Source organism: Cytobacillus oceanisediminis 2691 (genome assembly GCF_007678455.1).
GTDB lineage: Bacteria > Bacillota > Bacilli > Bacillales > Cytobacillaceae > Mesobacillus > Mesobacillus oceanisediminis_A.
Genome location: NZ_VEEP01000001.1, coordinates 143,555 through 168,754, shown reverse-complemented (window position 1 = coordinate 168,754; position 25,200 = coordinate 143,555). Strand labels below are relative to the sequence as shown.

The window sequence follows — 25,200 nt, the reverse complement described above, 5'->3', positions numbered from 1 at the left end:
GTTCTGTATGTATCCTATTATACCTTTTTCACAGGCCGATTTGGAAGCAAAGAGCCCGTTAATTTTTCCCATAGTGCATGACCTTCTTGAGTGCAAATGAACAACCATCATCGGACGGGGAATCTGCATATATTGTATGTGGCAGGTGATGAAAATGAAATCGATAAGCTTTTTTCAAAAAGCTTCCATCCTACTGACGCTGAGCGCCATTATGGTCGCCAGCAATATCTATACATTGATTCCCGTTTATTCGGTGGTATCGGATAGCCTTAGGATACCAGAATCTCATGTTGTTCTTGCAGGCGGGCTATTCACTTTTCTTTATGCCTGCGGTCTCCTCTCGTTCGGACCAGCATCGGATTATACAGGCCGGAGGAAGATCCTCGTGTTCGGTTTGCTGGCCTCCGCTATTGCCACCTGTGGTGTCGGTTTTTCTGCTGGGTCCCTCAGCCTTTGGATCACTCGTTCTCTGCAAGGTTTGACTCTGGCTACATTTGCTTCGGTTGCCTTTGCCTATTCATATGATCTGTTCACTGCCCGGCAGAGAACCATCCTTGTGGTCCTGATCAACACTGGCTTTTTGATTGCCGGCATCTTCGGCCAGGTCGCCAGTGCCTTCCTGGCTGAAACTTTTTCCTGGAATGCCGTCTTCTATTTCTTTGCTGCCGTTTATTTAATTCTGTTTTCTTTTGCTTTTTTCCTGCTGAAAGAATCGCCGGTACAGCCCTTCGAACGAAAACCGCTGGGGATGATATTTTTTCAATTATTAAAAGAGCAGCAGTTGATGAAGTGTTATATCATCACCTTTTCGCTCCTGTTTGCGATCATCGCTTTCTACGATGCGATTGGCCGTTTCTTTGCCGGACCTGCCTCTGACCTTTTGCTGATCCGCCTGGTCGGATTGATTGGTGCCATCCTATCACTATTCACCGGGACATTGATGGACAGATGGGGCACACTGAGGACGCTGATGTTCGGGCTGGCAATCGGCTCCACGAGTGCGTTCACCCTGCTGTTCCTGCACACAGCCAGCGCCCTGATCATTCTCTCCATATTTTTTGTTTCATCCATCTCACTAGTCATCCCCACCGTCATTACACTAATTGGGGTCTTCGGCAGCAGTCAGCGGGCGAAGGCACTTTCACTTTATTCATTCATCCTGCTGACCGGTGCAAGCCTGGCTCCGCCAGTCGCCGCTGTATTACCGTTTCACGGAGTCATGCTGTTATTGACACTTCTGTTTCTTTTTAATTTCATTTTATGTATTTTTGTAAATGAAAAAGCATTCCAGTCAGCGAATGCTGGCTGAAATGCTTTTGATTGGTGATTTCATGGCAGGAAGTTTAGTTGATTCTGTTGCTTTACTCAAAAGGTTTTTTTAATAAAATTAAATTCCTTTTTCAGCTGACTGGCTTCTGATTTTTACTAGTCATTTCCTTTAACAGCTTTTTGTCAATTTTCCCGACATGCGTTTTTGGCATGTGAGTGATAAAGTGGATCTGTTTCGGCACTTTATAGCCAGCCAGCTTTTTTCTGCAATATTCCTTTACCCCATCTCCGCTTAACGCTGCTTCTCTTTCAAGGACGATGAATGCCGTCACGGCTTCACCCCATTTTTCATCGTGCACACCGATTACCGCGGCTTCCAGGATGGAAGGATGTGAGCTTAGCCAGTGCTCGATTTCCAGGGGATAAACATTCTCTCCGCCTGTGATGATCATCTCCTTTTTCCTGCCGACGATATAGAAAAACCCTTCTTCATCCTGTCTGGCAAGGTCGCCGGTGTGGAGCCATCCATCTTTCCAGGCATTTTGAGTCGCGCTGTCATTTTTCCAATAATACGAGAAGGCATGCTTGCCCCTGATCGCCAACTCGCCGATTTCACCGGCTGGCGCTTCACTTCCATCGTCTCTGATGACCTTGATGCAGGTGAATAACATCGGTTTGCCGACCGAACCTCTTTTGACATCCGCATCTGAAGGATCGATGAAAAAATTATTCGGGCCAGCCTCCGTCAGGCCGTATCCCTCTTTGAAGGCCAGGCCTTTCTTTTTATAAGCTTCATAGATATCCAGCGGGCACGGAGCCCCGCCAGATAAAAACAATTTCATATCCCTGAATTCCGCTTGCTGGAACTCTTTTGATTTTACTAGCATGTGGTGCATCGTCGGCACAAACAATACGATCGTACATTTATGCCTGATCAAATATTCAATCGCTTTTTCAGGAGTAAATTCATCCCCCAGCACGACCGTCCCACCTGCCATCAGGATGGGGATCGACAGAGCATTCAGCCCGCCTGTGTGAAATAAAGGCAAATAGGTGATCGTCTTGTCATCATCTGTCAGGTTCCAGCTCGCAATGGTCGAAATGCTGTTCCAGATGATCGCTCGATGTGACAGAACAGCACCTTTTGGCTTTCCGGTCGTCCCTCCTGTATAAATCATCGCCAGCGGGTCTTCTTCATCCAGATCGACAGGCTGGATTTGCTTCGGACTAGTAATCAAATCCTGATAGTGTGAACCATTGATTTGGATGCACTGGCCTGCTTGATCCCAGACCATCGTCACTTCTTTTGTGAATTTCGAATGGAACGCCAGCAGCGCCGGTTCACTGTCTTGTATGATAAAGGCTAATTCATCCACCGATAGCCTCCAGTTCAAAGGCACAAAAATAGCACCAATCTTCCCACAGGCGAATAATAAATCGAAGTAACTGACCCCGTTGGGCGCAAGCGTTGCAATCCTGTCGCCTTTTTTGACACCAATTCCCTGCATCCATGCCGCAATCGCCCTGGCTCGTTCATTGACTTCCCTGAACGACCATTCCTGACCTGTACCGGCATCAGCGATCGCAGCAGCGTCCGGTGTCAATCTCGCTCTTGATTCAAGCCAATCGAGCTCCCACCTCACCGCAATCTCTCCCTCTCTCGACGTGATGGGTTTTATTTTAAAGATTGGGAGTTACAGGATAGTTACATCGAATGCAAAAAACACCACAGCCTGGATGGCCATGGTGTTCGGGTCGCTTATTTAATTAACTCTTCTTCTGATAAGATGCCCATATTTCTCACATGATTCTTTGACTCGGCATCGCCAAGTCTGTAAACCATTGCGTAAATCTCCTTCAAGGCCATGTCATATTCTGCATGCTCGCGATCCGGGTCCTTGAAAGGGTGCAGATGGGAATTCCCGTAAGTCGCCCAGTCTGCTTTATAGTTCACTTCCAGGTACTCGCGCAGATCCTTGATTTCCTCTCCTGTCGCGATCAACGTGAAGAAATGGCCCTCCTGATCTGCTGGCGTATCCAGCACCTCGCCGCTTTCTATATTGAAGTAATACCTCTGTTTTTGCTCTTCCATGTACAGCACCTCAATCTTTTTTATACCATTTACCACTTTTGGAGGGAAGTTAACCCCCAAAAACTGATTATCGGCAGACTGAAAAGGTTAGAAGTGCAATGCATTTTTGGTATTTTAGGGAGCTTTTTGGCCATTTGGTGTGGGAATAGTTAGTTTTAATACCGGTGGAATCGACTTTTTTTACCAGTTGGAAGGTTTTTTCACGGCTCGAGGATTTATTTAACGGTTGGCTCGATTTATTTAACGGTTGAGACAATTTATTATACGGTTGGGATGATTTATTTAACGGTTGCAGCAAATATATTCCCGGTTGGAATATTTACTCTCCAATTTCGACGTCTTCTCAAAATAAAAAAAAGCGCAGCAAGTGCGCTTTTTCAACATTACATCATGATTCCGCCGTCCACATGGAGGGTGGTGCCATTCACATATTTTGATTCATCTGAGGCCAGGAAGAGGTAGGCATTCGCGATATCCTCGGGCAAGCCCAGTCTGCCGAGCGGGACGAGCATTTTCATTTGCTCAATCACCTTTTCCGGTACTTTAGCTGTCATGCCGGTCTCAATGAATCCTGGGGCGACGGCATTGACGTTGATTCCTTTGCGGCCGAGCTCTTTTGCCCAGGTTTTCGTCATCCCGACAACCCCCGCCTTTGTTGCTGCGTAGTTGGTCTGGCCGACATTGCCGTAAATGCCGGAGACGGAAGAGGTATTGATGATTCTTCCAGATCCCTGCTGGACCATTGCCGGGACAACGGCCTGGGCGCAATGGAAGACGCCTGTCAGGTTGACATCAACAACTTTCTGAAAATCCTCCACAGCGAGTTTGTGCAGCATCCCGTCCCTTGTGATGCCTGCATTATTTACAAGAATATCAATCTTGCCAAAATGGGACAGAACATCCTTTACCATCGAATCCACGCTATCCTTATCAGCGACGTTCACCTGGAAAAAGGCTGCTTCATAGCCTTCTGCTTTGAGCTCGGCTGCGCGCTGTGATCCTGTTTCCTCATCAAAATCCGCCATTGCCACCCGTGCGCCTTCACGCACAAAGGTTTTCGCTGCGGCAAGGCCAATCCCATTTGCCCCTCCGGTAATGATCGCTACTTTATCTTGCAGTCTCATAAAAACACCTTCCTATTCTGCTAAAAATCCATCGATATGCCTTAGCAGCTGATCCAAATCATCCACTAGTGGCGAATGGCCGCAATTCTTCAACTCTGCAAATCTTGCACGACCTGCAAAATCCTCGACAATTTCGTCGGCCATCTTGCTTGTGACAACAAGATCGCGGTCACCTCGGAGGACTAGGACAGGAATCTGGATATCCTTTACCTGATCTGTCCCCATCCCCAAACCGTTATCAACACCACTGATATTAAAACTATTGAGAGAATGATAGACCTCTGCCAGATTTCGCTGTGTCAGCATATCATCGACATACTCTTCATAATGTGCTGCTTCCGGCTGACGCTCGGTATAGATCAACATATTCCACATCGCCTTTAAAAATCCTCTATTCTGCCCGTCGTATGCAGTCTGGACAGCAATCGTTTTTCCGGTATCCGCCTTAACATCATCATACGTCTTAAGTCGATTGTCCAGATCAGGCAAGCCTTCCGGACTCGTTCCGAAGAACGGGTAACCCCTTGTTGACGCAGAGGCGAGCAGCACCAGTTTTTCGCAATAGCCAGGATAATCAGCAGCAAACTGCATTCCTACCGCACCACCTGTCGACCAGCCAACAAGTGAAAAATTATTTAACCCGATTTCGTCGACAAACAGCTTTACATCATCGGAAAAATCCTTGATTGACATGATGGGCTTGCGGTAACTCGAGCCGCCGAATCCCCTCATGTCCATCGCATACACTTTATACTCCGGATTCATCTGATCAATCAGCACATCCCAATGCTTCGACGATGTCATGTTTCCATGGATCAGCAGCACGTTTTTCACGCCGCCGTCCCGTTCCCGGTAAGTAATGCTTTCACCGTTCGGCAATTCCACCTTTTTCAATTCAACAGCCGTTCTCTCCATTCAAGCTTCACCCTTCCCCCAGCGTATAGTTGTTGCTCCCCAGGCATAGCCGATCCCGGCACTGACAAGGACTACAACATCACCATTCTTCAGCTTCCCTGCCTTTTCAGCCAGTTCCAGCGACAGGATCTGGTCAATCTGGCCGATATGTCCATAGTCTTCGAGATAAATAGAATTTGATTCACCCAGTCCTAATTCCTGTAAAACAAACTGGTGTGCGGAACGCTTCATATGCAGCATCCCAATGTATGAAATATCTTTTTCTGAAAAACCGCTTTTTTCCACAGAACGGCGGATGACCTTCAGGAAGTTGGCCATCGACTTTTGCTCCAGCCTTTCTTTCATTCCCTGTGGATCGAGGACATCAAGCTGATAAAGACCCCGCTTCAGACTTTCTGCCGAAAGCGGATTTTTCGTTCCCCCTGCAACCACGACGACATCCTCGGAAAAAGACCCGTCAGTAATCATTTCTGTTTCGAGCAGCAGATTTTCCTGATGGCCCTTTTTCAGTAAAATCGCCCCGCCGCCTGCTCCGAGATTGTACATGAAGCGGGTCCGCGGATTCTGGTAGTCGATGAAATCCCCGTTCCGATAGCCGCCAGCCAGCAGCACCGTTTTGATTTCAGGGTCGGACAGCATCATGCCCCTGGCAAGTTTCAATGCCATGACTGTCGTCCCGCAACGCAATGCTGTATCAAATGCCCAGGCATTATAAGCGCCGATTTCTTCCTGAAGCTTGATTCCGGCAGTCCATAATGGATACTCCTTGTATTCCTCACCGATATAGATCACCAGATCAATCTCCATCGGATCGATACCCGCTTTTTCGATTGCCGTCTTTGCAGCCCTGATTCCCATCTCACATGTATGGTCTTCCTGACCAGGAACAGGCTTTTTCTTGATTCCCATTTTTTCTTCCACAACCATTTCCGGAATTCCTGCTGCCCGAGCAATTTCCCTTCCTGTTATATATGTTTCCGGAAGATAGATTCCTGTGCTGACAATCCCGATCTGCACGTATTCAGCCCTCCTTGCAAATGGCTCATTCTCTGCCTGTAAAACTAGCATTCTCCTACAATTCCCTTGATATAAGCCATCGCCTCATCGATTGATTGAAACAAGGCTTCCTTTTCATCCTGAACATGGGTAACTTTGACACGCCAATATTTTTTGCCGCTTCCGGCTTCAATGTCTGTAAGCTGGAAGCGGAGCACGAATGAGGTGACTTGCTGCATCTCCATCATGACTCGCCCTGACTGACGGCATCCGAATTTAAGGAAGCAGGTGCTTTCTTTTTCCTGCTGAATTTCAACTTCTTTAAGGAACCGACAATCCCCATCGGGAAGAACATGACAGCGAGTATATAAATGATTCCAAAAAAGATGATCCATCTTTCAAAGATCCAGTGGACCTTTGCCAGTTCTGTCAGCCAGTGGTGGGAGAATTCGATGATCCCGGCGCCAATGATGGCACCTACTAGCGTTCCGACTCCGCCGATGATCGTCATCAGCAAGGCGTCGAGAGTGATATCCATCGTGAATACACTCGTGTTGACAAACCTGAGGGAGACGGCATACAAAATTCCTGCGATCCCGGCAATCACTCCGGACACCACACTTGCAATGACCTTATACTGCAGGACGCTGTATCCCAGTGACTCCGTCCTTTGCTCATTTTCCCGGATGGCCTGAAGCACCTTTCCGAGCGGCGAGTTCGTGAACCTTTTCAATAAGATGAACACAATCACCATGGAGCCAAGGCAAATCAGGTAAAAATCCGTCCGGTCCTTTAAAAAGTCCGGGACTCTGAATGTGAATCCATCATTTCCATATGTGACTGTCCGCCATTTTTCAGCAAGCACGAGGAACAACCCGGCAAAGGCCAGCGTCAGCATCGCGTAAAAATGGCTTTTCAGCCTTAGCGTGAGCAGGCCGACAAAATAACTGACAAGTGCTGTAAGTAAAATCGTGACCAATACGGCCAGCAAAAAATAGCTCGTTTCCGGTTCGAATCTTTTCATGAAGACACCAACCGTGTAAGCACCGATCCCGAAAAACATCGCATGTCCGAAGGAGACAATGCCCGTGTATCCGAGCAGGATGTCATAGCTCATCGCAAGCACGGCAAAAATGAAAACCTGTGAGAGCAGGATGAGCATGCTCCTTGAGTCATAGACAAAAGGGAGAACAGCCAAAAACACGGCAGCAAGTAAATACAATATATTCATGCGATTTGAAAACATCTTTATCACTTCCGCTTCACCCCTTTGCCCCGAACAAGCCCTGAGGCCTGAAAATAAGCACGACTGCCATCAGCAGCATGTTCGCAGCCAGTGCCAGGTCCGGTACATAATAGGCCATGAAAGAACCTGACAGACCGACTAAAATTGCCGCCATCACCGAGCCTGTGAAGCTGCCCATGCCGCCGATGACGACAACGATGAACGCCAGGATGGCGAACTCCATGCCCATATCGGCATAAATCACTCCGGAATAAGGTCCTAACAGCATGCCTCCAAGTGCCGCCATGCCTGCTCCGATCATGAATACAAACATAAAGACCTTCTGAATATTGATTCCCAGCGACTGGACCATTTCTTTGTTCATGACACCCGCACGAACAACGAGACCGATCTTTGTTTTCTTCAGCAAATATTGGACGGCGAGAAACACCGCGAATCCGACGGCAATGATGAAGACACGGTATTTGATGATGATGATTCCGCCGAATTCCCAGCTGCCAGACAGATAATCAGGCGTGGCTGCTGAAATCTGGTTCGGTCCCCAGACGACTTTTAACATTTCGGATAAAACAAGCATCAAACCGAGCGTGATCAAAATTTGCTGTACGTGGTTGCCGTATACCGGCTTGATGATCCACCGTTCCGTCACGATTCCAAGAATCATGCCCGTAAGGATGGCACCAATGATTCCGGCAAGAAAGCTGCCTGTCGATGTATAAATCCAAATCCCGCTGTAGGCTCCCCAGGCAAACAAGCCGCCATGGGCAAAATTAAGCACATCCATCAGGCCAAAAATCAAAGTGAGACCGGCTGCCAGAAGAAAGACCAGCATTCCTGTGGCAAGGCCGTTAAGGCTCAGGTTTATCAAAACATCCACACTTGCTTCCCCCTTTCTCAGGCAATCCCGAGATACTTCCTTCTCATTTCTTCATCATCCCGCAGAATATTCATTGAACCGTTCGAAACCGTCCTGCCATCATCAATAATGTAGAAGCTGTCTCCAATCGTGCTGGCCATCATGAAATTCTGCTCCACGAGGATGATGGTCGTTTTTTCTTTCATTTGCTGGATCGATTCCATGACCTTCTCGACGACAATCGGGGCAAGGCCCTTGCTTGGCTCGTCAATCAGCAGCAATTCATTGTCATTTACATAGGCCCTGGCGATCGAGAGCATTTGTTTTTGCCCTCCGCTAAGCAGTCCGCCTGGCTTGTTCCAAAACTTTTTCAAGTCAGGGAACAGATCCAGTATCCAGTCAAGCCGCTGACTGGTTTCATCATTTTCTTTCTTGACTGCCACCTTGATGTTCTCTTCGACGGTCAGGTCAGCGAAAACCCCCTGATCTTCGGGCACATAACCGATTCCTTTATTGGCGATTGTGTAGGTTGGCAGGCTCTTGATTTCCTCACCTTTATATAAAACAGATCCCTTGGCAGCCGGATTCAATCCCATGATGGTCCTGAGGGTCGTTGTTTTCCCGGCGCCATTACGGCCAAGAAGTACCGTCACTTCGCCTTTCGGCACCTCAAAAGATACTCCTTGAAGGATATGGTACTGGCCGATGAATGTTTCTATTTGATCAAGCTTTAGCAGCGTGCTCACTATGCAACCCTCCCAAATATGCAGACTGGACTGTCTCATTTTTCATGATTTCTTCAGGAGTTCCGTCAGCAAGCAACGCGCCGTTGAACAAAACCATGATCGTATCAGAGAGATCCATGATCATATCCATTTTGTGCTCGATCAATACAATCGTCCTGTCGCCCCGTTGTTTGATTTTACGGATGACGTCAAGTATGGCCGGAACCTCTTCCAGTGACATTCCCGCTGTCGGTTCATCAAGTAAGAGCACTTCTGTGTTCAAGGCAAGCAGCATTGCGATTTCTAGCTTTCTTTTTTCTCCATGGGCCAGATTCCTCGCAAGTGCATCCTTCCTGTCATCCAGCAGCACAAGCTTCAGCCACTCCTCTGCCTGCTCCTCGAATTTATTGTAGGATTGGAAGTGTTTAAGCATTTGATAGCGGATTCCCTCATGCGACTGGACCGCAAGACGGACATTTTCCATCACTGTCAGGTTTGGAAAGACATTGGTGATTTGAAAGGAGCGGCCGATTCCGGCCCTCGTCCTTTTTGTCGGTGACAGCCTGGTAATCTCATTGCCTTTAAAGAAGACCTGTCCTTCGGTCGGAGTAAGCTGACCGCTTAACAAATTGAAGAATGTCGTCTTGCCAGCACCGTTTGGCCCGATGATCGATTTGAAATGGTTAGGGGGTACCGAGATGCTGACAGAGTCCACCGCGGTATGGCCGCCAAATGTTATGCTAAGATTTTTTGTTTCGAGAATTGCCGTCATGCTTTGGTTCACCACCTTTAGAATATTGGAGTAAAAGTATAATGAACTCCGGCTGATTTACCGAAGTTCATTATGGACATTTAAGTTAATTGCGTACCGGAGGAGCCGTTTCTTCCGGTGACAGTTCACGGATCAGGACTGGGACTGGATAGTTGACTCCATCCTTTTTCTCCAGCTTGATGGCGTATAATGCCTGGAGTGCCTGATGGTCCTCTTCCCGGAAGGTCATCTTGCCTTTCGGAGTGTCAAAACTCATGCCTTCCATTGTTTTGATCAGTTTCTTGGAGTCCGCGTTTCCTTCGGTTTTCTTCAAGGCTTCTACGATTGCCATCGCAGCTGTCATGCCTCCTGGAGTGAACAGGTCGGGCAGTTCGCCATTAAAGCGTTTTTTATGTTCGTCCACGAGCCATTTATTAATGTCATTTTGCGGAAGATCATGATAATAAACAGTAAAGCCTTCCATGCCAATCAGCGGCTCCATTGTCGAAAGTGCAGCGATATCAGGAGCACCGGTAGAAATTTTAATGCCTTTTTCCTGGACCTTCATGTCAGCAATCTGGTTCCATGGTGAGTTGGCGCCAGCCCAGACAACGAATAAGTAATCCGGCTTCTGGTCGATGATTTTCTGGATGTTCGAAGTGAAGTCCGTTGCAGCAGGATCTGCGTATTCTTCATGGATGATTTCTGCGCCGAGTTTTTCTGCTGCTTCCTTGAAAGCCGAGACGCCATCACGGCCAAACGAATAATCCGGTGCAAGAGTAGCGATTTTCACGCCTTTCTTGGCAATTGCAGCAGCACCTGCTACAGCATCCTGTGAAGAATTCCGCGCTGTGCGGAAAATATATTCATTGAATTCGGATCCGGTAATGCTGTCTGCAACAGCAGGTTCTACAATCATGATCTTTTCATATTCCTCAGCCAATGGCAGGACTGCCAGGGTGTCACCAGAGCTTGATGAACCCACAAGGAAATCAACTTCATCTTCCTCAAGAAGCTTTGTTGCTTTCTGGACAGCTACCTCTGGTTTTGTTTCCGTATCTTCGACAATGAATTCGATTTTACGGCCGGCTACTTCATTGGTTCCATCAGTAGCATATTCCAGACCAAGCTCGAACCCTCGAAGTGTCTGCTTCCCATAAGCCTCAAGCCCGCCTGTTTGTGAAGCCAGGACGCCGATCTTGATCGGTTCCGTGTTTTTCGGTTCATCCTTCCCTTCTTTTCCTTCTGTTCCACCTGACTTCTCTGTTCCCGATCCGCCACAGGCACTCGTGAACAACAGGACCAAAATAAGCATAAAAGATAAAGCAAAATTCCGTTTACCCGCTTTCATTTTCTCTCCCCCTTTAAAATGTTGCATCAAAGCCACAAGCTTTGACATCATCTTAAAAAAATGCAGTTACAAATGAGTTACAGCGAATTTGAAAAATATGAAACTATCTGGGGATTTTACCTTATAAGAAATTAAGGGGGACAACTTCAATGGATTCTATATTCTGGTTTCTTATCATCCTTTTCAGTTTGCCATTGCTGAACACAACTGCGATCATGACACTGATTCAATACAAGTACATAAAAACCATGGAAGATTCACAGAAAAGGCGAAAGCAAATACTGAGTGAAATGTATGAGGAAATGCCTGTCCAGGAAGAAGTCCTGCACATGAACCTGCAGTCGAATCCATTGTTCCTGCCGGCGAATATCCTCGCGGGAATCATCTATAAACTCAGACACAGATAAAAGGTCAAATAAAAAAGTATCCCCTCCTATTTTTATGGCGATAATTGGACTAATGCCTAAAAATACGGAGGGGATTTTTTATGCAAGCTATCTATTTAATTAATGAACAGATTCATATAAATGGGTGTACCCGGGATGACAGCTTTGAAATCCAGCAAAATGCCCTGGCTGATTTTATTCAAACAAAAAGAGTAGTGCCGGTAAAGCTGAATCCATATCAGCTGAATGAACATTATACAATCCCGCATGCCCTGCTCTATGACTTGCAGTTCCACAAAAGACAAATCGATTGCCTGCTCATGTATTCAGATCAGTCAATCACTGACTTTGCCATGACTTATCCTGCCAGATGGCTGATGCTGAAAAGTTATTTTGACAGGGTCGTTACAGTTGTATAATCTGAACCAATGCTTATGAGCCATCTGTCCCGCCAAAGGCGATACAGTAGCCATCAAGGTCCTTAATGGCAAATTCCTTCCAGGGTCCATTATTTTCATCCACCCACGGTTCGATCACTATAGGAGCACCTTTTGATTTAAATTCGTGATAAAGTTCATCCAGTGCCTTCCAATCCTCGACATAACAATATAAGTCAATACCAATGTCTGACCCTTTCGGCGGAGGATTTGGCCTGACGTCTTTTGGATCGCTTGCTTCCAGCAGTTTGATTCCAAGCCCTGTAAAGCCATCCCGGATTACCCACCAGTCCGTTACTTCGCAGCCTAATACTTCCGAATAAAATTTCTTTGCACGATCAAGATCTGAAACTAGCAATACCTTTAGCGAACTATGAATCTGCCTTTCCATTCCCTTCTCCTCCTTTTGAGCTCACGCATTCGTTCCTTCGATGATCATGTCATACATATGCCTGGTCGGTTCAAGCGGAGTTACACCTAGCTCTTCCTCCAGTACGTCACAACACTTCCGATACCACCGGATTGCCTGTGGACGATTGTTTTTTCGATAATAGCAAAACATCAATAGTCTATACGCTTCCTCCCATGTTCGATCCTTGTGGAGGATTTTTTGGCACCAGTGGATGGCAGAGTCATAGTTTTCACGCCTAACATTCAGCTGTGCCAGTTTCTCGGCACTGCGCAAAAAATAGACCAGCAGCCTTTCCCGCTCATTGATGCACCAGTCTTCATATCTCCGTTCCGGGAGATAATCCCCATTATATAAATGCAATGCGCGTTCTAGTTCCTCTATTGATTTTTCGGTGTTCTTCTCTTCCAGACCGGTTTCTGCCCATTCTTCGAAAAGGCGTGAATCCAGCTCTATCGCTGCGTGAGGATTTATTCCATAACCAGTCCCATCCCTGATGACGAAAAACGGGGCTGCCCTTGCCTTACGTGCAGGTTCAAGGACATTGTTCAAAGCATTCAGCGCGACTTTGAAATCTCTGTCTGCATTTTTATCCTCATATGCTGGCCACAGAATCTGAAAGATATCTTCTTTCATCAAGAACTGATTCCTTTTTGTCAGGAAAAGCTGGAAAAGCTCTTTCGCCTTCCCTCTTTGCCAGCTTCTGTCCTCCACTTCCCTATCCCCAAGCCAAAGACGGAATTGTCCCAGAGTCTGAACCCTTAACGTATAGCCAGGATGGGCATTAAGGCGTGGAATTTTTAAATCCTCCATCAGCTTCTCCGTATATGCCGGAACAATTGAAAGCTTCATTGCCTGAATCAGCATCGGGGAGAGGATCTGCAAGTCCCGGGGGCCAAATGTCGTCTTCTTTTTCAGGAAAAATTCATATCCACCAGTTTTCATTCTTTTTAAAAAGCTGGCGAATGCCGTTTTGAAACCTTCTTCATCGCCTAATGTAAAATATTGAACTGAATCCCAGAATGACAGCAGCATTTTGCCATACTCATCACCGCACTGATAGAACAATTCCTCTGCTTTTCTCAGGAATTCGGCTGCTTCCTTGAACCTGTCATTGTAAATGGCCGAGATTGACATGCAAAGCGTGATCAAGGCAGAAAGCCAAACATCCTTCACCTGTTCCGTTTCAAGCAGCGCCTTTCTTCCAGCCTCGGCAGAACGCTCATATTCCCTTCTTGACCCATAGAGTATGCAAAGGCCCATCAGCGGTTCAGCCTTCCCTCTTTCGATGCTCAGCCGGCCCATAATATCGAGTGCAGTTTCATAGCATTTTTCTGCCATCTCCAGATCGTATTGATCAATCAGCTGAACAGCATGCCCCATTCTGATCCAGCCGCACGCCTCCACGAATGGTGCCTTGCTGTTGATCCCATGTTCAATGCCTGACTGGGACAGGATCTTCGCTTGCATTCCATTGCCTGTAAAAGCTTCAATCAATGCCAACAACAAGTCTGTTTCCCGATGGGATAGGGGCAGGTGGAGCTTATCCACTCCCTTTATATCCGTTAAAATCCTCCTGGTCTCAGCGAATCGGCCGGTCCTAAGGTAGAGACGAGCCTCAAGGTTCCCGTCTTCAATCTGCACCCCCATCGCCCTCGCCCGTTCAATCCATTTTTCAGCTTTCACTGCCTGTCCAGAATTGATCAGGTTTTCGGCAAGCAGCCTGTACAGTCTCCCTGTTCCCTTGGCTGTGCCCTCGAGCTTTGCTGTTTCCCTGAGTTCGATTGCCCTGGCCAAAATACGTTCCGCTTTCAGAGGCTGAATTGTATCAAGATATATTTTTGCTTTTCCTTCAAGCGCTCTGCTTTCCCACTCCACATTGCCGGTACTCTCAGCTGTCTGGATCGCTTTTTCATAACATCTTTCCGCCTGCTGGTACATGGACCGGTAGCGATAAACCTCACCTTCCAGGAATAATAGGGAACAATAGCGCTCTTTATTTTCCTGTGGGATTTTTACCAGCCGCTCCTGCAGATTCTCGAGTTTGCCCCTCTCAAGGAGTTCCAATCCCTGTTCATCCATAATCGCTGCTGCTGCATTATATTGGCCGGCCTTTTCATAGCAGTATAAAGCTTCTTCCCACTGTCCGTTCTTTTCAAAATAACGTCCACTGTTCAAAATCAAATAATGGTAATGCTCTGGCCGGTTTGTGAGCAGCCGATTCTCGAGGAACTCACGGAAAAGAGCATGATAGCGGAATTGGTTCTCGCCAACTTGATGAATGAACAGGTTTTTCGCTGCCAGCTGCTGCAGCATCTGGACTGAACCGTTCATGCCAAGTATGTGATCACATACTTCAGAGCTGATTTCTTCGAAAATGCAGGTCTGCTCGAGGAACTGCTGAATCATCGGAGGCTGTTTTGAGAATACTTCATGAACCAGGTATTGAAACAAATCCTCCAGCGACTTTGCAGGCTCCGTTAAAAGGTCATCAAGACTCTGAAGATGAGGCAGCTGCTGAGCAATCATTCCGACCGCGATGACCCAGCCTTCAGTAATGTTGTACAATTGGTCGATTTGTTCGTCACTGATTGTCATTTGATAATAGTCAGAGAGCAGTAATTCGATTTCTTCCTTGCCAAAAATCAAATCGCTTTTCGAAATCTCATTCAACTCATTCCTTGCCTTCATTTTGGCAAGAACCTTCCAACCCGGCTTCGTCCTGGTCGAAATGACGAGATGAAGATGGTCTGGCATATGCTCAAGCAGCTTTTCCATCCAGACATTGATATGGTAGGAATGTTCTATTGCGTGGAAATCATCCAGGATGACGATAATTGGCGCAGGTATTTGCAAGGTTTCGTTGATGAAAAGCGAAGAGAGCATGCTTAATTCCTCTTCTCTTATATAGCGATCCATCTTTTTCATATAGGCTGTTAATTCAAAGCCAAAGTCCGGGAACAAGGTTTGGATCGAAGCTGTCAAATAGGATAAAAACGGGAGAATATCGTCATCGGAAGAAGTGATGGTATACCAGCAGCATTGCTCGTTTTGGTCCCTGACATACATCGCGAGAGCGGTACTCTTCCCATAACCTGCCCCTGCCTGGATAACGGTCAGCCGTTTTTCGGTAATCGCTTTCATTTTCTTCGAAAAATCCGCACGCCTGATCCATTGTTCCTGCAAACTGGGGACAATCAGCTTTGTTTTGATCAATGGCAATGTTCCCTGCATATAATCTCCGCCCTGTTTATATTATAATGATGCTAGTCTAGCATACAAAATATAAAAAAAGACTCGAAATTTGACGAGTCTTTTCACATAGAAGCATATCTCAAAACTTTATATCCATTTCTTCAAGCGGCCAGTAGCGCAGATTGACCTTGCCAACCACCTGCTTTTCCGAAATGAAACCAAACTGTCTGCTGTCCCAGCTGCCGAGGCGATTATCACCAAGAACAAATAATTTTCCATCTGGCACTGTTTCAACTCCGGTCAAATCCTCGAGGGTAAAATCACCGGTCAAATAACCTTCTGGCGATTGGTCACGATACTGCTTCAGAAATGGTTCGGCCACTTTCTTTCCATTGATGAATAACCGGTCCTTTCGATATTCGATCCGGTCTCCCGGCAGCCCGATCACCCGCTTCACATAGTCTTCCTCTTCATTCGCATGGAAGACAATCACATCAAACCGCTCAAGATCATCCGTCTCATACCCCAACTTGTTGACGACGACTTTATTCCCGTCCTCCAATGTCGGAAGCATCGACTCCCCTTCAACGACGTAATTGGAAAAGAAGAAGATTCTTATGAAGACAAATAAGATAATGCCAAGCGAAAAAGCCTTGATCCACTCTGCACCTTCTCTTTTCATTGCTTCTCTCATCCTCTGCATCCACCACCTGTCAACCTGATCCTGTTTTCAGTCATCGTTTTTTTGAACACTCATATTCATTTTTACTTCAATTCTTTTGCCGATATACCACAGGATGGCAATTACCACCAGAACAAGGGCAGTCCGTGCCGGATTGGTAATTAAGGCGCGAATATCATAGCCAACGAAGCTGATGGTAAAAATCATCACCATTTTGCCCGCTATGACAGCAAGCATATACTGGGCCATGCTGATTTTTGAAAGCCCGGCGACTATATTGACGAGGGCAGAAGGAGTAAAAGGAAAGCACAGCATCAGGAAAATCGGCCCGAAACCATGGCGTTCAATCCAATCCATCCCTTTCTGGACTTTTGGGTGCCTCTGTAAAAACCGGAGAAGTCGTCCCTGGCCATATCGGCGGAAAATCCAAAATACGAGCAACGCTCCGAGTACCGCACCAGTCCAGGAAAAAAGAAACCCAAGCCATAGCCCAAATGCATTCGCATTCGCCATGACAAATAAAAACAACGGCAGGAATGGCAGAAATGCTTCGAGCATCGGCAGCAAAATCCCCGGAATCGGCCCAAAGGAACGGTACTGGCTGAGCAGCTCCATAATATTTTCAATTGTAAACCATTCTTTCATCCATTCAACATCCATTGAAATCTCCTTGTCCAAACAACCTTCTGGGTCGGCAGGCATCTAAAATCTTATTTTCTAATTACCTCATAGAGTCGATTGTACACCTCTAATCAGCAGCCCGCAGTCTATTTAGCTAAAAATTCCTCCAGGGCCTGTCTGTTTGCTTCTAAATCAATCGCCAGCACTGCACCGGCACCGCTCACCCTCTGATCCTCGTATGACCCTTCAACCGGAATTCTCATTGTTTCAATATCCCGATTATCCTTTGAAATCAGGCCTTTACCCATCGACAAAATATCACCAGTATCCATATTGGTATTGATGAAAGGAGTAACTACTCCTACCAGTTTAGGAAGCTTCGGGAGCGTCTGGATGCTGGCAAACTCCTTGCCGACCTCTTTTATGACACTTTGCTGACGTTCGACTCGGCCAAAGTCTCCGACTGCATCCTGCCGGAAGCGGACATATCCAAGCAAATGTTTTCCATCCAGCCTTTGCACACCAGGTTCCAATGTGACACCGATTCCTTTTGACATTTGCTTTTCAACATTGACCTCTACACCTTCGGGAAATGCCTCATCAATCAGGCGCACGAATCCTTCGAAATCAACGATCGAATAATATTGGAGGCTGACATCAAAATTGTCCTTGATTGTCTGTCTCAATAATTCCGGTCCGCCAAGCGCAAAAGCTGCATTGATTTTATTCATCCCATGCCCTGGAATTTCCACATAAGTGTCCCTCATAATCGAGGTCAATTTATAAGATTCTGTATCCGGATTATAGCTGGCAATCATGATTGTATCCGAACGGGAAGCTTCTTTCCCTCTGGCATCGCTGCCAATCAACAGAATATTTGTCAGTCCGTTACGGTCACGCTCGCCGTTAAAATGGTATTCCTGCTTATTTTGATTCGCAGCCTCTTCCGAATCATTCACTCCAGAGCGATACTGCATATAGGAGTAGAGCAGCACGGCCCCGGCCAGGAGGAACAGCAGCAAAAAAATGCTGGACCATCTGATTCTTTTTCTTTTTTTCTTATGCTGGTGCCTATCAGATCTCATATGAAAGTTCCTTCCGAGTATAGTTATTGAAAAACATCATCTATAGTATTTTCCTTCTTTCATTATAACCTTAAACTTTTCTGGTGAAATTTTCAAAAAAAAATCCGCGGCATTGGGATTCGCCGCGGGTTAGAAAGTAATCGTATTTTTACAGATGGCTATTAAACCAATCAACAATAGCTGCCAGTCTGCTCAAGCGCAAATTCGGCTTTCCGCTTCTTGATAGCTCATGGTTTGATTCAGGGAATCGGATGAATCTTGTTTCTTTCCCCTGTCTCTTTAAAGCGATGAAAAGCTGCTCAGCTTGTTCAATCGGACAGCGGTAATCCTTTTCACTGTGAAGAATCAGTAGTGGTGTATTGATTTTATCCACATAAGCCAATGGTGAGTGCTTCCATAATGTTTCCAGATTGCTTAGGTCTGCCTTGATTTGCCACTCGGTAAAATAGTAGCCGATATCACTGACACCATAGAAGCTGATCCAGTTTGAAATCGAGCGCTGGGTTACCGCTGCCTTGAATCTGTCTGTATGGCCGACGATCCAGTTTGTCATGAATCCGCCATAGCTGCCGCCGGTCACTCCCAAACGGTCCTTGTCAATGAAATCGTAGTTTTTCAGCGCATAATCGACGGCATCCATGACATCCTGGTAGTCTCCGCCGCCATAATCACCGCGCACGGCATTGACAAATTGCTGCCCATAGCCGTGGCTGCCGCGCGGATTGATATAAAGAACTCCATAGCCTTCTGCCGCGAGGACCTGGAACTCGTTGAAATAAGAGTTTGCATACATTGCGTGCGGGCCGCCGTGAACTTCAAGAATCAGCGGATACTTTTTGCCCTCTTCATATCCAGCTGGCTTCATGATCCATCCATGGAGGGGCGTGCCGTCACCAGCCTGGAATGAAATCTGTTCTGGCTGAGATAAAGTAATGGATTTCAGGAACTTTTCGTTCACTGAGGTCAACTGCTTCATTTCACCAGTGGTTACTTCCAGTTGGAACAGTTCCCCAGGAAGCACCGGGTTGCTGATTGCGGCAACAATCCTCTGATTTTTCCTGTCCAGTGTATAACCATATACATGCTGCTGATCGAGTAGCGCTGGGTACACTTCTCCATTTAAGTTAGCGAAATATAAAACAGTGTTTCCCTGGTCGGTCGCCAGGAAATATAGGCTTTCACTGTCATCACCCCAAATCAACCCCGGACTGTGGGCTCCCTGTTGGAAATCCGCCGCAACAGCGTCACCGACAAGGATATCCATGTTTTCCGTAATGCATTGCACATTCCCAGTCTCCATGTCACGAATATATAACTGGCTTAAAGTGGCATTCTCAAATTCCCTTTCATGCCCTATATAGCCAATGTATTTTCCATCTGGAGAAAAAACTGCATTGCCAAAGTACCCTTTGCCATTTGTAATCTTTGTTTTGTCTCCTGACTTGATGTCCATCAGCAATAGGTCGCTCTTAAATGAAAAATCCCGTTCCGGCGACTCATCCGCCGACAATACAAGACTCTTGCCATCAGGAGACCAGCACTGCAAATGGTAGTCTGCCTCTCCTTTTGCAACCACCTCCGCCTCTTCATCTACAACATTCACAATGACAGTCTGCCTGTACTTCCCATCCCAGAAGCCAGCAGAGTCTGATTTATATTTCATTTCCTCAGCAACGAACGGTTCTTGTTTCTTGTCATCCTTTTTTTCGTCTGCTTTCTCAAACAAATCCTCATCCGGTTTTAATGAGACGGAACAAGCAATTTTTTTGCCGTCCGGAGACCACACTGGGCCACTGGCACCATTCTCGAAATCAGTCACCTGCATTGCCTCACCGCCAGCTGCATCCAGGACAAAAATTTGATTCTTCCCGCTGCGGTTCGAAACGAATGCGAGCTTCGTGCCGTCCGGTGACCATCGTGGTGTTTGACTGCGGTTTTCCCCATAGGTCCATTGTTTCGGCTCCCCGCCTTCTATATCAATTATGTATAGATTGGAGGCATAATCATTCTTCTTCTCCAACATCTCAGTCTGCACAAACACACACTTTTTACCATCAGGCGAAAACTGGGGATCTGTGACGGATTTCAATTCAAATAAATCTTCTGCCTTGATCAATCTTTTTTCCATCCTGCTAGCCATCCTTCCAATGTAAAATTGATGCTGCTACATTATTATTTCGTTAACAGAAATATATTTCCTGCTCTAGAAAGAAACTTTTTAGGTGCTTATTCAGCAACGCTGTAAGTTTACTGTCATTTTGGAAAAGATGTTAATACAAGAAAATTTTTTATCCTCTTGAAATCCTGTTCAAAATCCATTACGATAATTACGAACAAACGTTCTTATTTTATATCGAAGGGGCAGAGCAAAATGACAAGGATTCCTGAAAAAGACCGCGATATGATGGAACAGGCCATCTATTTGCCGATGGTGCTGGTCGTGCTCAATCGGGATCTTTCTGTCGTTGAAAATAGTCCATTTAAATTAAAAAAGCCTTATTTGGAGCTAATCGAAGAAACAATGAAAGCCGTACAGAAAGAGCTCGCACAAGTGAAAACCTACCTTAAAAAGAATCAGCTGAAGGTTGAGGAAGTAAAACGGGATGATGCCTTCACCATGTTTCTCTTCATTTACAAAGGATACGAAGAACACCATAATTATTTCAATCCCCGCATCCGCAATAAAGTCCAGGAATTGATGGTACACTACCTTTTCAAACGATTTAAGCCTGCTTTGGGAACAATTGAAAAAGAATCCGGCTGACCAGCCGGATTCCCCTTAGCTTTTTAGTCTTTATATACCTCACTGACCAGATTGACATGAGGATAGCCTTGCGAGTCATTGAATTTAGGACCGTGCAGAAGGTACAGTGCTTTCCGTTCAGTTTCTTTCATCCGCTGCATGAATTTTGTGCGCAGCATGGATGTCCGAAGCAGCTGATTTTCGAATGAATGATGGGATACCGGCAGAATCCTGGTCTTCTTGTTCCTGAAGGTAACTTGTGTACTTTGGGCATCCACTTTCTTATGGAACAACACATGCTCATGTGATACCCAAATGCAGTCCGGCTTTGTGGGTGAGCTTGTCGGCATGAAATAGATGGAGCTTATAGGGTCGATAATGATCGGGGTTTTATGGGTGATCCCGGTAAGCTGTTTCGTTCCTTCTTTCCTGCCTTCATAACTGCTTCCAAAATATCTGCAGCTTTTTTTGATAATATCTATCGGCCTGAAAGGGGATACATACTCCTCCTCCAGTTCAATGACCCTCGAGTAAATCCTGCTGCCGTATTCTTCAGGTAGAATAATCATCGTAAAAGGGTTTATTTCATATTCTTCTACTAAATTCCTTGAGTTCCCTGTCATTCCTTCACCTCCTAAAAATACCTTACACCCTATTTTAACATAATTGCTAAAATTTTCTTTAAAAACAGATAAAGTTCCGTTTTTAGCCACAATTAATATTCTGATAAAAATTTTCTAAAAATTATAAAAATTTAGTTGATTATCTTTTCAATCCTCCATATAATATAAAAAAGGTCTAAGAGGTGAGGTCAATGAAAGAGAAATCGTATTCTGATACCATGAAGGCCAGTGTGATGAAACGCATAAAAGCCAAGGAATCATTTGTTCTGGACCTGTATGTTGACATGTTAATCTCAGAAATTCAACTGAATACCAAAAGAGAAAAATTGATGACCAGAATCGACAAAGCGATAGATGACCGTGACAAAATCCTGTTTTTGAATTTGACGGAAGAGTTGAAAGATCTCAACAAACAATTTGGAACTTAAATGAGTGAAATCCCCTATATCGGGGGTTTTTTATTATCTTGAAATAAAAATGCGTTTAATCCTTTTAAATGAAAAAAGAAACCCTCGGCTTGAGGGTTCCCACGGTAGCTATTCATCTTCCATTTCATTTCTCTTCTGAATTTCATACTCCTCAAGTCTCGAAATTCTCTCCAGCATGGTTGGATGGCCGTAGCGGAAGATTTTCACCAGCCAAGGCGGATCAACCTGACTGAGTCCCGCCTTCGTCAGTTCCTGGAAAGCAGAAATCGCCGCACCGGTGTTATCCGTCATTTCGATTGCGTACCGGTCTGCACGAGTTTCCTGGTAGCGTGACACAAGGTTAGAGACAGGACTTGAGGCAAACATGATCATCGATAGGAACATCAGGAACAACGGCAGCGACCTCAAGTCACCAGGATGCTCCAGTTTGAATTCCTTGCCCCATCGTTCGACTGCCCAATTCATCAATTTCGAGACAAAGTAGAGACCGAACAGGGACAGCAATAGGTATCCGCCAATCCCGATATATATATGTTTCTCCACGTAATGGGCCATTTCATGGGCCATTATGAACAAGATTTGGTCATCATTCAATTTATTCAATGTCGTATCCCAGAGGACGATCCTTGAATTGGATCCGATTCCCGTCACATAGGCATTAAGGGCATTAGTCTTTTCTGCCATATCCACTTCGAATACATGTTCCGCAGGGATTTTTGCCTGACCGGCAAGATCAAGAATCTTTGCCTCCAGCTCTTTATTTTTCAGCGGAGAAAAATCATTGTACAACGGATCGATCACAACAGGCTGCAGGAACATGATAAACAAAGTGAACGGCACGGAAACCAGCCAGGCAACCAGCCACCAAAAGCGCTTGAACTTGTTCATAAGCCAGTACAGGACAATGACAATCACAAACATCATTGCATAATTGACCCAGAAATCGATCAATTCGTCCTTCATCCAGGAAGCAAAGGACTGTGTGGAAATATTATAAGTCCTGGAAAGGGTGTAACTGATGTAACTTAGAGGGAAAGTCGCCAGATAGGCAAAGAATGAAAGCCAGATTAAATAGATCGCAGTCTGGCCAATCTTATTCTTCGACGTCTCTTCTCCCCATTTCTTAAAAGCTTTAGACAGCCCCAGAAGCAGAATCAAAAAGTAAAACAGCCACTCAAAGGGCGTAGACAGGAAGAATAATAAATTCCTGACCTTCGAGTATTCCTCGCTCAGCATAAGTTCTCTCCCGTTCAGGAATGTTGCCGGATCTGCCCTCGAACCCTCAAACTCAAATGGAAGATTACTATCAGCAAAGTAAAATAAATACCAGTACACCGCAAAACCATAGAGCACATAGGCGACCACACCGTAAAAACCCATCTTTCTCGCCATAGCTTCTCCCCCTTTACGTACAACCGTGTCTATAACTATTTTAATCCTTTGTCCCAAAAATAGAACAAGTTATTGATGACCGGTAAAAATGGCAAAAAAGTTCATGTAACCGAACCCTTAGTTAGCTTCTTTCCACTGGAATAATACCCTTATGAAGGTGGAGTGCCATGCATAAGGGTATCTCTCCGCTTGAATGGTGCCCTTATAAGGGTAGTTTGGCTTGCATAAGGGTATCTTTCTGCTTGAATGATGCCCTTATGGAGGGGGAATGACTTGCATAAGGGTATCTTTCCTCCTGAATGGTGCCCTTATAAGGGTGTTTTGCCTTGCATAAGGTTCTCTTTCCGCTTGAATGGTGCCCTTATGGAGCTGGAGTGCCATGCATAAGGGTATCTCTCCACCTGACTGGTGCCCTTATGGAGCTGGAATGTCTTGCATAAGGGTATCTTTCCGCTTGAATGGTGCCCTTATGAGGCGGGATTGACTTGCATAAGGGTATCTTTCCGCTTGAATGGTACCTTTATGGAGCTGGGTTGCCTTGCATAAGGGTATCTTTCCGCTTGAATGGTGCCCTTATGGAGCTGGATTGGCTTGCATAAGGGTCTCTTTCCGCTTGAATAGTGCCCTTATAAAGGTGATTTGGCTTGCATAAGGGTCTCTTTCCGCTTGAATGGTACCCTTATGGAGCTGGAATGACTTGCATAAGGGTATCTCTCCACCTGACTGGTACCCTTATAAAAGAAAAACACCTTGCATAAGGGCATCTTTCCACCTGAATGATGCACTTATAAAAAGAAAAACACCTTGCATAAGGGCATCTTTTCAAACAGCAAAAGAGTACCAGGAAAGATCCTGGTACTCTTTGTTTTAATTATGGAAGCTGCCGTCAATCAACGTTTTGAAGTCTGGTTTGTCTTTAAGGAACTTCAAAGCGTAGGATGAATCCGAGAAGTCCTGGATTGCCTGTGCGTCAACTTCAGTAGTGAAACCAATGCGTTCCCAGGCAAGCTCGACGACATCTTTTTCAAGCTCCTGGCCTGTCGTTTCTTTGATGTCTTTGATCGTGATTTCCTGAGCTTCTGCTGGATTTTCATTGATGAATTTCACAGCTTCTTTATGTGCATCAATAATTTTTTGAACAGTATCTGGTTGTTCTTCGATCATTTTGCCGGAAGTGACCATTACGGATGCAGGGAGTGTTTCTCCGAAGGATACTTCATCCCAGCCGATGACGACTTCTGCACCTGTTTCTTTTTCAATCACTGCTGCCCATGGCTCTGGTGCCACTGCAATATCAACTTTTCCCGACTTAAGCATCGCTGCGTACTGTGCCGGCTGGCCGGTAAGATGCTTCATTGTACCGCCGATACGCTGTGAAGTGATGCCTTCTGCTTCAAGATATGTTTCATACTGGACATCATGTGTGCAGCCAACTCCAGGAGTAATGAAGGTCTTACCGGCGAAGTCATCAGCAGAATTAATTTCGACTCCCTTTCTTGCTAAAACGACGGTACCGCCAGTCGATGCTCCAGCGATAATCTTAACATCTGCTCCTGTTGTATAGTTGTTCATCGCCGGTCCTGGTCCTACAAGTCCTGCGTCGATTTCGCCTGTTTTCAGTGCGGTCATGAATGAACCGCCTTCAGCGAAAGTTTTGTACTCTACTGTTGTTCCATCCCCAAGCTGCTGCTCAAAGTAGCCCTTGTCTTTTGCCACCATGGCAGGAACGTGGTTGATGTTAGGAAAATAGCCAATGACGATTTTTTTCTTTTCGCCATTCGATTTGGATGCTCCCCCGGTGCCGCAGCCTGCTAGAAGCACAGCAAACGCCATTAAAAATGCCAAAAATATCGAAGCTTTTTTCATGTGATTCC

Annotated in this window: 25 protein-coding genes; 5 read left to right on the top strand and 20 right to left on the bottom strand. The window is 45.8% G+C overall.

Annotated elements, in window-relative coordinates; translation table 11 throughout:
- Positions 1 to 154: 154 nt before the first annotated feature.
- Positions 155 to 1,309, top strand: coding sequence for an MFS transporter (locus tag FS736_RS00915; protein ID WP_260983497.1), 1,155 nt, complete (start codon positions 155 to 157; stop codon positions 1,307 to 1,309).
- Between the two features lie 91 nt (positions 1,310 to 1,400).
- On the opposite strand, the gene FS736_RS00910 is transcribed toward FS736_RS00915, so the two are convergent.
- The 11 genes from FS736_RS00910 to FS736_RS00860 form a co-directional block, all read right to left on the bottom strand.
- Entirely contained in the window at positions 1,401 to 2,912 is a 1,512-nt protein-coding gene (locus FS736_RS00910; protein WP_144474487.1) for a class I adenylate-forming enzyme family protein, read from the bottom strand.
- A 116-nt stretch (positions 2,913 to 3,028) separates the two neighbouring features.
- A complete protein-coding gene (locus FS736_RS00905; RefSeq protein ID WP_144474486.1) occupies positions 3,029 to 3,361 on the bottom strand; it encodes a hydrolase in 333 nt (110 codons plus the stop codon).
- Between the two features lie 383 nt (positions 3,362 to 3,744).
- Positions 3,745 to 4,485 (bottom strand): 3-oxoacyl-ACP reductase FabG, encoded by a 741-nt coding sequence (gene fabG / locus FS736_RS00900; protein ID WP_144474485.1) that lies wholly within the window; start codon positions 4,483 to 4,485, stop codon positions 3,745 to 3,747.
- A gap of 12 nt (positions 4,486 to 4,497) precedes the next feature.
- Positions 4,498 to 5,400 (bottom strand): intracellular short-chain-length polyhydroxyalkanoate depolymerase, encoded by a 903-nt coding sequence (gene phaZ, locus FS736_RS00895; RefSeq protein WP_144474484.1) that lies wholly within the window; start codon positions 5,398 to 5,400, stop codon positions 4,498 to 4,500.
- On the bottom strand, positions 5,401 to 6,468 hold the full coding sequence (locus tag FS736_RS00890; protein ID WP_144474483.1) for a 3-oxoacyl-ACP synthase: 1,068 nt from the start codon (positions 6,466 to 6,468) through the stop codon (positions 5,401 to 5,403). It lies immediately after the preceding gene.
- Positions 6,462 to 6,644: a hypothetical protein gene (locus FS736_RS00885; RefSeq protein ID WP_144474482.1), complete on the bottom strand. Its 183-nt coding sequence runs from the start codon at positions 6,642 to 6,644 to the stop codon at positions 6,462 to 6,464. The genes FS736_RS00890 and FS736_RS00885 overlap by 7 nt, the downstream gene beginning before the upstream one ends.
- Complete coding sequence (locus tag FS736_RS00880) at positions 6,641 to 7,642, bottom strand: branched-chain amino acid ABC transporter permease (RefSeq protein WP_144474973.1); 1,002 nt, start codon at positions 7,640 to 7,642, stop codon at positions 6,641 to 6,643. Before FS736_RS00880 ends, FS736_RS00885 begins: the two co-directional genes overlap by 4 nt.
- 16 nt (positions 7,643 to 7,658) lie before the next feature.
- Positions 7,659 to 8,519: a branched-chain amino acid ABC transporter permease gene (locus tag FS736_RS00875; protein WP_144474481.1), complete on the bottom strand. Its 861-nt coding sequence runs from the start codon at positions 8,517 to 8,519 to the stop codon at positions 7,659 to 7,661.
- Positions 8,520 to 8,536: 17 nt separating this feature from the next.
- Positions 8,537 to 9,244 (bottom strand): ABC transporter ATP-binding protein, encoded by a 708-nt coding sequence (locus FS736_RS00870; RefSeq protein ID WP_144474480.1) that lies wholly within the window; start codon positions 9,242 to 9,244, stop codon positions 8,537 to 8,539.
- On the bottom strand, positions 9,222 to 9,995 hold the full coding sequence (locus FS736_RS00865; RefSeq protein ID WP_144474479.1) for an ABC transporter ATP-binding protein: 774 nt from the start codon (positions 9,993 to 9,995) through the stop codon (positions 9,222 to 9,224). The genes FS736_RS00870 and FS736_RS00865 overlap by 23 nt, the downstream gene beginning before the upstream one ends.
- An 85-nt stretch (positions 9,996 to 10,080) precedes the next feature.
- Positions 10,081 to 11,289 (bottom strand): substrate-binding domain-containing protein, encoded by a 1,209-nt coding sequence (locus tag FS736_RS00860; RefSeq protein WP_144474972.1) that lies wholly within the window; start codon positions 11,287 to 11,289, stop codon positions 10,081 to 10,083.
- Positions 11,290 to 11,474: 185 nt separating this feature from the next.
- On the opposite strand from FS736_RS00860, the gene FS736_RS00855 reads away from it, so the two are divergent.
- Together FS736_RS00855 and FS736_RS00850 are read left to right on the top strand one after the other, a co-directional pair.
- The gene (locus FS736_RS00855; RefSeq protein WP_144474478.1) at positions 11,475 to 11,732 is read left to right on the top strand and encodes a DUF3949 domain-containing protein; all 258 of its coding nucleotides are present in this window, start codon (positions 11,475 to 11,477) and stop codon (positions 11,730 to 11,732) included.
- Between the two features lie 80 nt (positions 11,733 to 11,812).
- A complete protein-coding gene (locus FS736_RS00850; protein ID WP_144474477.1) occupies positions 11,813 to 12,130 on the top strand; it encodes a hypothetical protein in 318 nt (105 codons plus the stop codon).
- 13 nt (positions 12,131 to 12,143) lie between these two features.
- Here the strand turns inward: FS736_RS00850 and FS736_RS00845 are convergent, their stop codons facing one another.
- From FS736_RS00845 to FS736_RS00820, 6 genes are all read right to left on the bottom strand, one after another.
- Entirely contained in the window at positions 12,144 to 12,539 is a 396-nt protein-coding gene (locus FS736_RS00845) for a VOC family protein (protein WP_144474476.1), read from the bottom strand.
- Between the two features lie 21 nt (positions 12,540 to 12,560).
- Positions 12,561 to 15,791: a winged helix-turn-helix domain-containing protein gene (locus FS736_RS00840; RefSeq protein ID WP_144474475.1), complete on the bottom strand. Its 3,231-nt coding sequence runs from the start codon at positions 15,789 to 15,791 to the stop codon at positions 12,561 to 12,563.
- 100 nt (positions 15,792 to 15,891) lie between these two features.
- Positions 15,892 to 16,446, bottom strand: coding sequence for a signal peptidase I (lepB, locus tag FS736_RS00835; protein ID WP_144474474.1), 555 nt, complete (start codon positions 16,444 to 16,446; stop codon positions 15,892 to 15,894).
- Between the two features lie 36 nt (positions 16,447 to 16,482).
- A complete protein-coding gene (locus tag FS736_RS00830; RefSeq protein ID WP_144474473.1) occupies positions 16,483 to 17,094 on the bottom strand; it encodes a TVP38/TMEM64 family protein in 612 nt (203 codons plus the stop codon).
- 107 nt (positions 17,095 to 17,201) lie between these two features.
- Positions 17,202 to 18,140, bottom strand: coding sequence for an LCP family protein (locus FS736_RS00825; RefSeq protein WP_144474472.1), 939 nt, complete (start codon positions 18,138 to 18,140; stop codon positions 17,202 to 17,204).
- A 148-nt stretch (positions 18,141 to 18,288) separates the two neighbouring features.
- Entirely contained in the window at positions 18,289 to 20,268 is a 1,980-nt protein-coding gene (locus FS736_RS00820; protein WP_144474471.1) for a S9 family peptidase, read from the bottom strand.
- A 243-nt stretch (positions 20,269 to 20,511) separates the two neighbouring features.
- Here FS736_RS00820 and FS736_RS00815 point away from each other — a divergent pair, with 243 nt between their 5' ends.
- Positions 20,512 to 20,904 carry a YhjD family protein gene (locus FS736_RS00815; protein ID WP_144474470.1) on the top strand — a complete coding sequence of 131 codons (393 nt, stop codon included), beginning with the start codon at positions 20,512 to 20,514 and terminating at the stop codon, positions 20,902 to 20,904.
- A 23-nt stretch (positions 20,905 to 20,927) separates the two neighbouring features.
- On the opposite strand, the gene FS736_RS00810 is transcribed toward FS736_RS00815, so the two are convergent.
- Positions 20,928 to 21,506, bottom strand: coding sequence for a competence protein ComK (locus FS736_RS00810; protein WP_144474469.1), 579 nt, complete (start codon positions 21,504 to 21,506; stop codon positions 20,928 to 20,930).
- Positions 21,507 to 21,697: 191 nt separating this feature from the next.
- Between FS736_RS00810 and FS736_RS00805 the strand changes: the two genes are divergently transcribed.
- On the top strand, positions 21,698 to 21,934 hold the full coding sequence (locus tag FS736_RS00805) for an IDEAL domain-containing protein (protein WP_144474468.1): 237 nt from the start codon (positions 21,698 to 21,700) through the stop codon (positions 21,932 to 21,934).
- Positions 21,935 to 22,042: 108 nt separating this feature from the next.
- Here FS736_RS00805 and FS736_RS00800 read toward each other — a convergent pair whose 3' ends face one another.
- Complete coding sequence (locus FS736_RS00800) at positions 22,043 to 23,326, bottom strand: M48 family metallopeptidase (protein WP_144474467.1); 1,284 nt, start codon at positions 23,324 to 23,326, stop codon at positions 22,043 to 22,045.
- A gap of 867 nt (positions 23,327 to 24,193) precedes the next feature.
- Positions 24,194 to 25,192: an aliphatic sulfonate ABC transporter substrate-binding protein gene (locus FS736_RS00795; protein ID WP_144474466.1), complete on the bottom strand. Its 999-nt coding sequence runs from the start codon at positions 25,190 to 25,192 to the stop codon at positions 24,194 to 24,196.
- Positions 25,193 to 25,200: the final 8 nt, after the last annotated feature.